This is a genomic window from Streptomyces sp. S3(2020), from assembly GCF_013044505.1.
In the GTDB taxonomy this organism is placed as follows: domain Bacteria; phylum Actinomycetota; class Actinomycetes; order Streptomycetales; family Streptomycetaceae; genus Streptomyces.
Map to the genome: position 1 here is coordinate 1 of NZ_JABERD010000253.1, position 12586 is coordinate 12586.

Consider the following 12586-nt stretch of genomic DNA (forward strand, 5'->3'; position numbering starts at 1 on the left):
CCGGAAGCCCCACCCAGGCCGGCCTCGTCCTGTCGGCGAGCGCGCTGCCGCGAGCCGTCCTGATGCTGGGCGGGGACAGGAGCGTGGCGGGCACGGTGACGGGTCCTCTCAGGCGCGGAACGGGAACGCGTACGTGTGCACCGCGACGTTCTCGCGGCCCTCGGTGTCACCTGCGGCGTCGGCGGCCCGGCCCCGCTCGTCGTAGGTGTGCAGGAGCGCGAGCATGTCCCTGTTCAGCTCGGCCAGTTCGTCCGCGGTGAGGCGGAGCGCGGCCTCGGAGGACTCGGCCGTCCGGTTCCACTCGAGGCTCCAGTGGGCGCGTTCGTCGAGCCAGCGCCGGTACATGTCCATGCGCTGCTCGGCGAAGAGCCTGCTGGCCGCCGTGTGCGCGGCCGCTCCCTCGGGGGCGTCGCGGAAGTCCTCGTCGCGGATGCTCACGCCGTCCGAGGCGGGCTGCCACCAGCGCTCCCGGCCGTCCGCGCGCTGCGGTCGGGCCTCTTCGATCAGGCCGTGCTCGGCGAGCTTGCGCAGGTGATAGCTGACCAGCGAGACGGCTTCGTCGACCGCCTCGGCCAGCTGTGAGGCGGTGGCGACGCGGGCCAGGGTCAGGTTCCGGTACAGCCTCATCCGCAGCGGGTGCGCGAGCGCCTTCAGGGTGCCCACGTCCGTGATCCGCCGGTCCCGCTCCTTGCCTGTCATTCCTCCACCGTAGATACGAAAGAAAAGTTGCGCAATAAATTTTGCGCAACTTTCCTTTCACATCTGCCCACCGTTCGTATCTGCCCACAGGTAAGCCCCGGCCACCAGGTGCCCGGGGCTTACCTCAACGCCTCACCCACGTCACCGCACGGGGTGTCCGGCCCCCCGCAGCGCGTCCTTCACCTCGCCGATCCGCAGGTCGCCGAAGTGGAAGACCGAGGCCGCCAGCACCGCGTCCGCGCCCGCCTCGATGGCCGGAGCGAAGTCGGCGAGCCTGCCCGCGCCGCCGGAGGCGATCACCGGAACCGTCACGTGCTCACGGACGGCGGCGATCATCTCCAGGTCGTAGCCGTCCTTCGTGCCGTCCGCGTCCATCGAGTTGAGCAGGATCTCGCCCGCGCCCAGCTCGGCGGCCCGGTGTGCCCACTCGACGGCGTCGATACCGGTGCCCTTGCGGCCGCCGTGCGTGGTGACCTCGAAGGTGCCCTCGGCAGTGCGCCGCGCGTCCACCGAGAGCACCAGGACCTGGCGCCCGAACCGCTCCGCGATCTCCTTGATCAGCTCGGGGCGCGCGATGGCGGCCGTGTTCACGCCCACCTTGTCCGCGCCCGCCCGCAGCAGCTTGTCCACGTCCTCGGCGGTGCGCACACCGCCGCCGACGGTCAGCGGGATGAAGACCTGCTCGGCGGTGCGGCGCACCACGTCGTACGTGGTCTCGCGGTTGCCCGACGAGGCGGTGATGTCCAGGAACGTCAGCTCGTCGGCGCCCTCGGCGTCGTACACCTTGGCCATCTCGACGGGGTCGCCCGCGTCGCGCAGGTTCTGGAAGTTGACGCCCTTGACGACCCGGCCGTTGTCCACGTCCAGGCAGGGGATGACTCGTACGGCGAGGGTCATGCGGACACTCCGGGTTCTCCGCCGGGGCGGAACGCCTCCACCTCGACCTCGACGACCAGGCTGGGGTCCACGAAGCCGGAGACGATGATCATGGATGCGGCGGGCCGGACGGCGTCGAACAGCTCCTTGTGAGCGCGTCCGACCTCGTCCACGTCCCGGCCGTGGGTCAGGTACATGCGCGTACGCACGACGTCCTGCGGGCCGAGTCCCAGCTGCGCCAGCGCCGCGAACGCGACGTTGAAGGAGTTGACCGTCTGCTCGTACGGACCGCCCGCGGCGATCTGACCGTCCACGATCGACGTGCAGCCGGAGACCAGCACCAGACCGTTGGGCAGCTCCACCGCGCGGGAGTACCCGAAGGCCTCCTCCCAGGGCGCGCCGGTCGAGACGCGTCGCAGTTCGCTCACTCGGCCACCGCCTCCAGTGCCTCTTCCAGCGTGAACGCCTTCGCGTACAGGGCCTTGCCGACGATGGAGCCCTCGACACCGAGGGGTACCAGCTCGGCGATGGCCCGCAGGTCGTCCAGCGACGACACGCCACCGGAGGCCACGACCGGCCGGTCCGTGGCCGCGCAGACGTTGCGGAGCAGCTCCAGGTTCGGGCCCTGGAGTGTGCCGTCCTTCGCGATGTCCGTGACGACGTACCGCGCGCAGCCCTCCTTGTCGAGCCGCGCCAGCGCCTCGTAGAGGTCGCCGCCCTCGCTGGTCCAGCCGCGGCCCTTCAGGGTCGTCCCGCGTACGTCGAGACCCACCGCGATCTTGTCGCCGTGCTCGGCGATGACCTTGGCGACCCACTCGGGGCTCTCCAGGGCGGCGGTGCCGAGGTTCACGCGGGTGCAGCCGGTGGCGAGGGCCGCCGCCAGCGAGGCGTCGTCGCGGATGCCGCCGGACAGCTCCACCTTGATGTCCATCGCCTCGGTGACCTGGCGGACCAGGTCCCGGTTGTCGCCGGTGCCGAACGCGGCGTCGAGGTCGACGAGGTGCAGCCACTCGGCGCCCGCCCGCTGCCAGGCCAGGGCGGCCTCCAGCGGGGAGCCGTAGGAGGTCTCCGTGCCGGACTCGCCGTGCACGAGACGGACGGCCTGGCCGTCCCGGACGTCCACGGCGGGCAGGAGTTCGAGCTTGGAAGGCATCAGAGGGTTCCGATCCAGTTGTTCAGCAGCTGCGCACCGGCGTCGCCGGACTTCTCGGGGTGGAACTGCGTGGCCCACAGGGCGCCGTTCTCGACGGCGGCCACGAAGGGCTTGCCGTGCGTGGACCAGGTCACGAGCGGTGCCCGCATCGCCGGGTTCGAGGTCTCCAGGGTCCAGTCGTGGACGGCGTAGGAGTGCACGAAGTAGAAGCGGGCGTCCGCGTCCAGGCCGGCGAAGAGCTGGGAGCCGGCCGGTGCGTCCACGGTGTTCCAGCCCATGTGGGGCACGATGTCGGCCTGGAGCGGCTCGACCGAGCCGGGCCACTCGTCGACACCCTCGGTCTCCACACCGTGCTCGATGCCGCGCGCGAAGAGGATCTGCATGCCGACGCAGATGCCCATGACCGGGCGTCCGCCGGAGAGCCGGCGGTCGATGATCCAGTCGCCGCGCGCTTCCTTGAGGCCCTTCATGCAGCTGGCAAAAGCGCCGACGCCCGGCACCAGCAGACCGTCGGCGTTCATGGCCTTGTCGAAGTCACGCGTTATCTCGACCTCGGCCCCGGTGCGTGCGAGGGCGCGCTCGGCGGAGCGGACATTGCCGAAGCCGTAGTCGAAGACGACTACCTTCTTGGCGGACGCGCTCAATTCCACACCTCCAGCCTCATGACACCCGCGACCAGACACATCGCGGCGCCGATGGAGAGCAGCACGATGAGCTGCTTCGGCATCCCCTGCTTGACGAAGGAGTAGATCCCGCCGGCCAGGAAGAGGCCGACGACGATCAGGACGGTCGAAAGGCCGTTCACAGCGCGCCCTTCGTGGACGGGAGGATGCCGGCCGCGCGCGGGTCGCGCTCACTCGCGTACCTGAGCGCCCGGGCCAGCGCCTTGAACTGGCACTCCACGATGTGGTGCGCGTTGCGACCGTACGGCACGTGCACGTGCAGCGCGATCTGGGCCTGGGCGACGAAGGACTCCAGGATGTGCCGGGTCATCGTGGTGTCGTACTCGCCGATCATCGGCGCCATCTTCTCGGGCTCGGTGTGCACGAGGTAGGGGCGGCCGGACAGGTCGACGGTGACCTGGGCGAGGGACTCGTCCAGCGGGACCGTGCAGTTGCCGAAGCGGTAGATGCCGACCTTGTCGCCGAGCGCCTGCTTGAAGGCGGCGCCGAGGGCGAGGGCGGTGTCCTCGATGGTGTGGTGCGAGTCGATGTGCAGATCGCCCTCGGTCTTCACGGTCAGGTCGAACAGACCGTGGCGGCCGAGCTGGTCGAGCATGTGGTCGTAGAACCCGACACCCGTCGACACCTCGACCTTGCCGGACCCGTCGAGATCGATCTCGACGAGGACCGAGGTCTCCTTGGTGACCCGTTCAACTCGCCCTACGCGGCTCATGCGCTCTGCTCCTTCTTCAGTTCACGGACCGCGTCGAGGAACGCGTCGTTCTCTTCGGGGGTTCCGGCGGTGACCCGCAGCCAGCCCGGCACCCCGTTGTCCCGGACCAGGACACCCCGGTCGAGGATCTTCTGCCATACGGCGTGGGAGTCGTCGAACCGCCCGAACTGCACGAAGTTGGCGTCCGACGCCGTGACCTCGTACCCGATCGCCAGCAGCTCGGTGACCAGCCGGTCCCGCTCCGACTTCAGCTGCTCGACGTACTTCAGCAGCGTGTCGGTGTGCTCCAGGGCGGCCAGGGCGGTCGCCTGGGTGATCGCCGACAGGTGGTAGGGCAGTCGTACGAGCTGTACGGCGTCCACGACCGCCGGGTGCGCGGCGAGGTAGCCGAGGCGCAGGCCCGCCGCGCCGAAGGCCTTCGACATCGTCCGGGAGACGACGAGATTCGGCCGGCCTTCGATCAGCGGCAGCAGCGAGTCGCCGTGGCTGAACTCGATGTACGCCTCGTCGACCACGACCAGCGAGGGCTTGGCGGCCTGCGCGGCCTCGTACAGCGCGAGGACCGTCTCGGCCGGGACCGCCGTGCCGGTGGGGTTGTTGGGCGTGGTGACGAAGACGACGTCCGGCCTGTGCTCGGCGATCGCCTGCTCCGCCGCCGCGAGGTCGATGGTGAAGTCCTCGTTGCGCGGACCGGAGATCCAGCCCGTGCCCGTGCCGCGCGAGATCAGCGCGTGCATCGAGTACGAGGGCTCGAAGCCGATCGCCGTACGCCCCGGTCCGCCGAAGGTCTGGAGCAGCTGCTGGAGGACCTCGTTGGAGCCGTTGGCGGCCCATACGTTGGCGAGCCCGACCTCGTGACCGGAGGTGTCCGTCAGATACTTCGCGAGCTGGGTGCGCAGCTCGACGGCGTCCCGGTCCGGGTAGCGGTTGAGATCGCGGGCTGCCGCGCGGACCCGCTCGGCGATGCGCTCGACCAGCGGCTCGGGCAGCGGGTAGGGGTTCTCGTTGGTGTTCAGCCGTACCGGGACGTCCAACTGGGGCGCGCCATAGGGGGACTTGCCGCGCAGCTCGTCCCGTACGGGGAGATCGTCGATGCCGAAAGTCACTGACCGGGTACCTTCCAACCGAACCGAGCCTTGATCGCCGCGCCGTGCGCGGGCAGGTCCTCCGCCTCCGCCAGCGTGACCACGTGATGCGCCACGTCCGCCAGCGCGTCCTCGGTGTAGTCGACGATGTGGATGCCCCGGAGGAAGGACTGCACGGAGAGCCCGGAGGAGTGGCAGGCGCAGCCGCCGGTGGGCAGGACGTGGTTGGACCCGGCGGCGTAGTCGCCGAGCGAGACGGGCGCCCAGGGGCCGATGAAGATCGCGCCCGCGTTGCGGACCCGCTCGGCCACCGCGACGGCCTCGGCGGTCTGGATCTCCAGGTGCTCGGCGCCGTACGCGTTGACGACCCGGAGGCCCTCGTCGATGCCGTCGACCAGGACGATCGCGGACTGCCGGCCCGCGAGGGCGGGACGGATCCGGTCCTCGATGTGCTTGCTGGCCGCGACCTGCGGCTCCAGCTCCTTCTCGACCGCGTCCGCGAGCGCCACCGAGTCGGTGACCAGCACGGCCGCCGCGAGCGGGTCGTGCTCGGCCTGGCTGATCAGGTCGGAGGCGACGTGCACCGGGTCGGCGCTGTCGTCCGCGAGGATCGCGATCTCGGTCGGGCCCGCCTCGGCGTCGATGCCGATCCTGCCGGTGAAGTAGCGCTTGGCGGCGGCGACCCAGATGTTGCCGGGGCCGGTGACCATGTCGGCGGGCGGGCAGGACTCGGTGCCGTACGCGAACATCGCGACGGCGGTGGCGCCACCGGCGGCGTACACCTCGTCGATGCCGAGCAGCGCGCACGCGGCGAGGATCGTCGGGTGCGGGAGGCCCTCGAAGTCGGCCTGCGCCGGGGAGGCGAGGGCGATCGACTCGACGCCGGCCTCCTGGGCCGGGACCACGTTCATGATCACGGAGGACGGGTAGACGGACCGGCCGCCGGGCGCGTACAGCCCGACCCGGTCGACCGGCAGCCACTTCTCGGTGACGGAGCCGCCGGGCACGACCTGGGTCGTGTGGGTGCTGCGGCGCTGCGCGCGGTGGACGAGACGGGCGCGGCGGATGGACTCCTCCAGCGCCGCGCGGACGGCCGGGTCGAGTTCCTCGAGGGCCTTGGTGATCGCCTCCGCCGGCACCCGTACGGATTCCAGCCGCACTCCGTCGAACTTCTCCGCGAAGTCGATCAGTGCCGCGTCTCCCCGATGATGCACGGCCTCGCAGATCGGACGCACCTTCTCCAGGGCGGCCGAGACGTCGAAGTCGGCTCGGGGCAGCAGGTCGCGCAAGGCGGGTCCCTCGGGGAGGGCGTCGCCGCGCAGATCGATTCGGGCCATAGGGAAAGGTGGCAGCACGAGAACAATTCTCTCAGACCGCGGTTCGGCGTCGTTCGGGCATTCCATTGGCTGATACGCGACCTGGAAGATCCCCTTCACGTCTAACGTTCAGGGCTCCGGTGAGCGGGCATCAACGGTTGTGCCCGACCGGAGCCCAGGGGGATGGAAGAGCCGTGACCGAGGCCGACCTGCCGGACGATCTGACACCCGCCGAGGCCGGGATGTGGCAGGCCTTCCGCAACGGCAGTGTGTACGACCTGAGCAGCGGCGACACGGTCGTCGACGATCCGCACGGCGGGCACCCGTGGGGACCCGAGCGGACCGTGCGGGCCCGCATCGTGTGCTGGCTGCTCCTCGACGGACCGCCCGCGCTCGCGGGCCGGGTGTCGTCCCTGAAGCTCAGCGGGGTGCAGATCAGCGGCACGCTGGAGCTGGCCGGCGGCGTCGTGGTGCCGTACGTGGAGCTGCGGGGCTGCCGTTTCGAGCGGGACGTCCTGCTGCCGGAGGCCCGCTTCACGACCATGCGGATGGTGGACTGCTCGGTGCCGCGCCTGGAGGCGGCCCGCATCCACACGGAGGGCGACCTGCACCTCCCCCGCTGCCGCTTCCACAACGGCGTACGGCTGACCGACGCCCACATCGGCACCGACCTGCTGCTCAACCAGGCGATCGTCTACCGGGACCGCAGCGGCCGCTCGATCGCCGCCGACGGCATGACCGTCGGGCAGGACCTCCAGGCCGAGCTACTGGAGTCGCACGGCGAGCTGAGCCTGCGCAGCGCCAAGATCGGTGTCTCGCTGAGCCTGCGCGGCGCGAAGCTGGCCAACCCGTACACACGGCTCGCGCTGAACGCCCCGCAGCTGACCGTCGAGCGCTCGATGTACCTGACCCCGGCGGGCATCGGCAGCCCGCTGCTGAGCGGGGCAACCCCGGCGCGCGGGACGCGTATCCAGCGGTTCACGTGCGAGGGCGGACTGCGTCTGGACGACGGGCGGTTCGGGGACGCCCTCGACTTCGAGCGGGCGCGGTTCACCCTGACCGACGACCAGGAGGTGTCGCTGCGCCGCATCCAGACGCCCGAGCTGCGCTTCCTCGGGGAGCGGCCCGCGCGCGGCAGGGTCGTGCTGTCGGGGGCGCGGGTGGTGAACCTGATGGACCGCACGGACAGCTGGCCGGGGCCGGGTCGGCTGCACATGGGCGGCTTCAGCTACGAGAACCTGGTGCCGAGGGGTCCGTTCCCGCTGGCCGAGCGGCTGGAGTGGGTGACCGCGGCGACCGCCGAGTACAACCCGGAGCCGTACGAGCGACTGGCGACCGTGCTGCGGTCCGGCGGCGAGGACGAGGACGCGCGCGAGGTACTGCTCGCCAAGCAGCGCCGGCGCCGCGAGACGCTGCCGCCGGCCGCCAAGCTGTGGGGGTACGCGCAGGACTGGACGGTCGCCTACGGGTACCGGCCGGGGCGCGCCCTGGTGTGGATGGCGGTGCTGTGGGCGGCGGCCTCGGTGGCCTTCGCGCACGCGAACCATCCGCCGATCAAGAGCGGTGAGGCGCCGTACTGGAACCCGGCCCTGTTCGCCCTCGACCTGCTCCTGCCGGTCATCGACCTGGGCCAGGTCGGGTTCTGGCAGCTCAGGGGCGGCTGGCAGTGGCTGGCCGCGGTGATGATCCTGCTGGGCTGGATCCTGGCGACGACGGTGGCGGCGGGGGCGACCAGGCTGCTGCGGCGCAGCTAGGCGGGTCCCGCGACGGGTACAGCGACCCGACAGTTGTTGAACAGTAAACGCTTTACCGACTCTTGACTTCCCGCCGTACAACTTTCCGCACTTTGCTCGAAACCTCTGGCGCATCCTCGACCAGCGGCTTTTCAATGGTCGACACCATGGCTCTGCTGCCTCCGTTCGTCCGCTCCTCGCGGACGGCCAGGACCCCCACCCAGCATCCCGCCGTCGCACTCCCGGCCGACGACGAGGTGCTCCTCGACGCGCCGGACGACCGCCTGGGCCCCGCCCTCGTGGCCGCCGGGCAGGGCACCTGGCAGACCGCGTCCCAGCTGCTGGCCGCGACCCGCGCGGCCGCCGCGTGGGAGAGCCGCGACCGCTACGCCGTAGGCCTGGCGTCCTTCGCGCAGTCGCGTGCCGAGTGGTTCGAGGACTGGCGCGGGGCCGCCCCGCACGACCCGGACATGCTGCTGGTCGGCGCCCAGCTCGCGGTGGCCCGCGCCTGGCAGTCGCCGGCCCGGGCGGAGCTGCTGCGCGAGGTGAGCCCGCTGATCACGGCCGCCGCGCGCGGTGACGACCGCGACCCGGTGCCGTGGCGGATCGCGCTGGACCACGCGCACGGCTCCAACGCCGGGCACAAGTACTTCGAGGAGCTGTGGGAGGCGGCGATCCGCCGCGCCCCGCACCACTACGGCTGCCATGCCGCCGCCCTGCGCTACCTCACCGACAGCTGGCACGGCTCGCACCGCGAGTGCTTCGACTTCGCGGAGACGGCCGCGCAGGACGCCCCGGCGGACTCCCTCGTCCAGGCACTGCCGACACGCGCCGCCTTCGCCTATCTGACCGACAGCTGCGGCCCCGACGTGGCGCACGAGCGGCTGGACGCGGCGGCGGACCGGGCCATCGCGCTGTCGGCCCGTTTCCCGGCGGCCGACCCCTGGCCGGCGCAGATGCGGAACAAGCTGGCCTACGTCCTGTCCCGCCTCGACCGCTGGACGGACGCGCTCGAACAGGTGAGGCTCATCGGCCCGTACGCCACGTCCTTCCCCTGGGACCGGCTCTCCGACGATCCGCTGGGCCGGTTCCTTGAACTGCGTGAGGAGGTCCGCCTGCGCGCGGCCTCCGGACATCCACGGAGTGGGCACGCCGGACGTGCACACTCCGGCGACCATTAGGCTTCTGCGCCGTGACCACCGTCCGTCTTCCGCTCTTCCCCCTGAACTCGGTTCTGTTCCCGGGGTTGGTGCTGCCGCTGAACGTCTTCGAGGAGCGTTATCGCGCCATGATGCGCGAACTGCTCAAGACCCCCGAGGACGAATCGCGCCTCTTCGCCGTCGTGGCGATCCGCGACGGCCTGGAGGTCGCCGCGAGCTCCCCCGGTATGCCCGACCCGACCGCCCTGCCCGATCGCGGGCCCGCGGCGGGCTTCGGCGCGGACCCGCTCAAGGCGTTCCACGGCACCGGGTGCGTGGCCGACGCGGCGACGATCCGGGAGCGGGAGGACGGCACGTTCGAGGTGCTGGCGACGGGCACCAAGCGGGTGCGTCTGCTGTCGGTGGACGCCTCGGGCCCGTTCCTGACGGCGGAGCTGGAAGAGCTCCCGGAGGAGCCCGGCGAGGGGGCGGGCGCGCTGGCGGAGGGCGTCCTGAGGGCCTTCCGCCAGTACCAGAAGCGCCTGGCGGGCGCCCGCGAGCGCTCGCTCACGACGGGCTCTGAGCTGCCGGACGAACCCTCGGTGGTGTCCTACCTGGTGGCCGCGGCCATGATGCTGGACACCCCGACCAAGCAGCGGCTGCTCCAGGCCCCCGACTTCTCGTCCCGGCTGCGCGACGAGCTGAAACTCCTTCGCTCGGAGACGTCCATCATCCGTAACCTGCCGTCGTTGCCCGCGTCGGAACTGACGCGCGGTCCGACGAGTCTGAACTGAGCCGGGGCCCTCAATGGCGAAGAAGTCGAAGAAGCAGCAGCAGTCGGGGGGCACGCCCGCGACGGTGGCGCTGACGGCGGCGGGTGTGGAGTACACGGTCCACGCCTACGACCACGACCCGAACCACCCCTCCTACGGGGAGGAGGCGGCCGAGGCGATGGGCGTCTCCCCGGAACGCGTCTTCAAGACCCTGGTGGCCGACGTCGACGGCGCGCTGACGGTGGCGGTGGTCCCGGTCGCCGGCCAGCTGGACCTCAAGGCCCTGGCCACGGCGGTCGGCGGCAAACGCGCCGCCATGGCCGACCCCGCCCTCGCCGAACGCACCACGGGCTACGTCCGGGGCGGCATCTCCCCCCTGGGCCAGCGCAAGAAGCTCCCGACGGTCCTGGACGCCTCCGCCTCGGCCCACCCCACCATCTGCGTCTCCGCGGGCCGCCGCGGCCTGGAGGTCGAACTCTCCCCCGAGTCCCTCTCAACACTGACCCAAGCCGTCCTGGCCCCCATCGGCCGCGCGTGACCTCTCGACGGGGTTCGGTTCCTCGGCTAAGTACGAGGGACATGTCGAAGAAAACGCGAAAACGAAAGTGGCGCGTCAAAAAGGGCCGAGCCAACCACGGCAGGCGCCCGGCGTAGGGCATTTCCACACTGCGGGGGGGCTGCGCCGGCCCATGTCTTTCAGCCCGTCCAGGGACTTCCGTTAAACGCACTGTCGTGCGGAAGCGGAGTGGGCATCATGCAAGACGTGATCACCACGGAGTTCGATGGCTGCGGTAAGTGCCTGGTGGTGGTGCGGCGACTGTCGCGGAAGTCTGATGCGACGTCGTCGCCGGAACGGCAGCTTGACCAGTCGTTGGCGGCAGTGGCGGCGGTGGGCGGGCATGTGATCGCGTTCGCGGATGACTGGGAGGTCAGTGGCGCTACCGATCCAATGACTCGCCCGGGGCTTGGGCCGTGGCTGCGGGGAGAGATGGGCCCGTACGCAGGGATCGTGGGTGCGGCCGTTGACCGGATCGGGCGCAATCAGCGCGATGTTCTCAACACCGCGTACGCCATTCACGAGGCGGGGCGCATCCTGGTGACCTACGGGCATGACGGCCCGTGGGACCTTACCGACCCGGTAGATGAGATGAGGCTCAGTATGGAGAGCTTCGGAGCACAGATGGAGCTTCGGGCGATCCAGAAGCGCAACCGTGACGAGACCCGCCGGGCCCGGGAAGCAGGTCAGCCCAAGCAGATGAACCCCTATGGATACCGCTACGTGCGCTTGGTCCCCATGGGCAAGGTGGATCATGTGGAAGTCGACCCAGTGGCAGCCGAGCTCATCCGGAAGGTCGCCGAGCGCATCCTGACTGACACCACGGGGAAGATCACCACGTACACGGAGGCTGCGCGGCTGACACGGGCGGGGATTCCGTCGCCGCGTGATCACCGAGCGATCATGTACGGGCGGGAGCCGCAAGGGACACCGTGGACCGGTCCGGCGATCCGGAACATCCTCACCAGCGAGGCGTCTCTAGGGTTCCTGATGCACCAGGGACGCCCGGTCATCGGCAGGGACGGGCACCCCGTACGGCTAGCGCCGCCGCTGTGGGACCGAGCCACCCGGGATCAGCTGATCAAGGCCACCGCGCCGAAGCAGCAGCGCACCCGCCGGGGCAGCAGAGCACCGAAGGGGACACGGCTGCTGTCGGGGCTGGCGTACTGCGGAACGTGCGGACGCCGCCTCAAGGTCACCGGCGGGGAGGCGGATACCACCACCTATGTGTGCAACGGGCGGTTCATGGGCATCGTGGCGTCCCAGGACTGCAAGCCCGCCCCCACCATGCGCGTTCACCTGCTGGACTCCGAGGTCACCACGTGGTTTCTCACGCGGTACGGCACGGGTCAGGTGATGCGCCGGGAGTACGACCCGGGCACCGGCTACGCCGCTCGTATCACCGCGCTGGAACACGACCGCAAGCGGCTGCGGGAGGACCGAGCGACAGGCCTGTACGACGCCGACGACGACGCGGCATGGTTCCGCGCCGAGTACACCCGCATGGGACGCGAGATCACCGAGCTCAGGGCACTGCCTGACCGGGCCCCCTCCATGCGCATGATGCCCACCGGCCAGACCATCGCCGACGAGTGGCACGGCGCCCCCGACGACGCGGCCCGCCGGGAAATCCTCACCGGCTACGACGTCAGGGCAGCGCTCCACCCCGCCTCCGCCCCGCAGCGCGTCCGCATCACCGGCGCCACGCTCTTGCAGGAGGAGACCGCCTGACACCCGACACACGCCAGGGGACCGGCATAGGGATACCTCCCCGCCGGTCCCCACGAATGCCCGCACACAACCCACCCAGCCCCAGCCCCCCCTCGCCCATCCCCCGCCCTTTCACTTATCACACACTGCA

General features: G+C 70.7%; 14 protein-coding genes. 5 read left to right on the top strand and 9 right to left on the bottom strand.

Translation table 11 applies throughout. From position 1 onward, the window contains the following. Positions 1-108: 108 nt before the first annotated feature. The 9 genes from HLK59_RS43045 to hisD all read right to left on the bottom strand — a co-directional run bounded on the left by HLK59_RS43045 (position 109) and on the right by hisD (position 6545). Positions 109-699 carry a helix-turn-helix domain-containing protein gene (locus HLK59_RS43045; protein WP_171147118.1) on the bottom strand — a complete coding sequence of 197 codons (591 nt, stop codon included), beginning with the start codon at positions 697-699 and terminating at the stop codon, positions 109-111. A 141-nt stretch (positions 700-840) separates the two neighbouring features. Beyond that, positions 841-1596, bottom strand: a complete 756-nt coding sequence (hisF, locus tag HLK59_RS43050; RefSeq protein WP_171147119.1) for an imidazole glycerol phosphate synthase subunit HisF — start codon at positions 1594-1596, stop codon at positions 841-843. After that, positions 1593-2003, bottom strand: a complete 411-nt coding sequence (locus tag HLK59_RS43055; protein ID WP_171147120.1) for a RidA family protein — start codon at positions 2001-2003, stop codon at positions 1593-1595. The genes hisF and HLK59_RS43055 overlap by 4 nt, the downstream gene beginning before the upstream one ends. Further along, on the bottom strand, positions 2000-2728 hold the full coding sequence (priA, locus tag HLK59_RS43060; protein ID WP_171147121.1) for a bifunctional 1-(5-phosphoribosyl)-5-((5-phosphoribosylamino)methylideneamino)imidazole-4-carboxamide isomerase/phosphoribosylanthranilate isomerase PriA: 729 nt from the start codon (positions 2726-2728) through the stop codon (positions 2000-2002). Before priA ends, HLK59_RS43055 begins: the two co-directional genes overlap by 4 nt. Continuing rightward, a complete protein-coding gene (gene hisH, locus HLK59_RS43065) occupies positions 2728-3378 on the bottom strand; it encodes an imidazole glycerol phosphate synthase subunit HisH (RefSeq protein ID WP_046261882.1) in 651 nt (216 codons plus the stop codon). Before hisH ends, priA begins: the two co-directional genes overlap by 1 nt. Further along, the gene (locus HLK59_RS43070) at positions 3369-3533 is read right to left on the bottom strand and encodes a hypothetical protein (protein WP_046261881.1); all 165 of its coding nucleotides are present in this window, start codon (positions 3531-3533) and stop codon (positions 3369-3371) included. The genes hisH and HLK59_RS43070 overlap by 10 nt, the downstream gene beginning before the upstream one ends. Next, positions 3530-4123, bottom strand: a complete 594-nt coding sequence (gene hisB / locus HLK59_RS43075; protein ID WP_123988567.1) for an imidazoleglycerol-phosphate dehydratase HisB — start codon at positions 4121-4123, stop codon at positions 3530-3532. The genes HLK59_RS43070 and hisB overlap by 4 nt, the downstream gene beginning before the upstream one ends. Beyond that, positions 4120-5229, bottom strand: coding sequence for a histidinol-phosphate transaminase (locus HLK59_RS43080; protein ID WP_171147122.1), 1110 nt, complete (start codon positions 5227-5229; stop codon positions 4120-4122). Before HLK59_RS43080 ends, hisB begins: the two co-directional genes overlap by 4 nt. Continuing rightward, positions 5226-6545 (bottom strand): histidinol dehydrogenase, encoded by a 1320-nt coding sequence (gene hisD / locus HLK59_RS43085; protein WP_171147123.1) that lies wholly within the window; start codon positions 6543-6545, stop codon positions 5226-5228. Before hisD ends, HLK59_RS43080 begins: the two co-directional genes overlap by 4 nt. A 173-nt stretch (positions 6546-6718) precedes the next feature. Between hisD and HLK59_RS43090 the strand changes: the two genes are divergently transcribed. From HLK59_RS43090 to HLK59_RS43110, 5 genes are all read left to right on the top strand, one after another. After that, positions 6719-8278, top strand: a complete 1560-nt coding sequence (locus HLK59_RS43090) for an oxidoreductase (RefSeq protein WP_171147124.1) — start codon at positions 6719-6721, stop codon at positions 8276-8278. Between the two features lie 134 nt (positions 8279-8412). Further along, a complete protein-coding gene (locus HLK59_RS43095; RefSeq protein ID WP_171147125.1) occupies positions 8413-9438 on the top strand; it encodes a hypothetical protein in 1026 nt (341 codons plus the stop codon). 11 nt (positions 9439-9449) lie between these two features. Next, the gene (locus tag HLK59_RS43100) at positions 9450-10190 is read left to right on the top strand and encodes an LON peptidase substrate-binding domain-containing protein (RefSeq protein ID WP_171147126.1); all 741 of its coding nucleotides are present in this window, start codon (positions 9450-9452) and stop codon (positions 10188-10190) included. Between the two features lie 13 nt (positions 10191-10203). Next, the gene (gene ybaK, locus HLK59_RS43105; RefSeq protein ID WP_171147127.1) at positions 10204-10707 is read left to right on the top strand and encodes a Cys-tRNA(Pro) deacylase; all 504 of its coding nucleotides are present in this window, start codon (positions 10204-10206) and stop codon (positions 10705-10707) included. A 225-nt stretch (positions 10708-10932) separates the two neighbouring features. Further along, a complete protein-coding gene (locus HLK59_RS43110) occupies positions 10933-12456 on the top strand; it encodes a recombinase family protein (protein ID WP_346779947.1) in 1524 nt (507 codons plus the stop codon). Positions 12457-12586 lie beyond the last annotated feature (130 nt).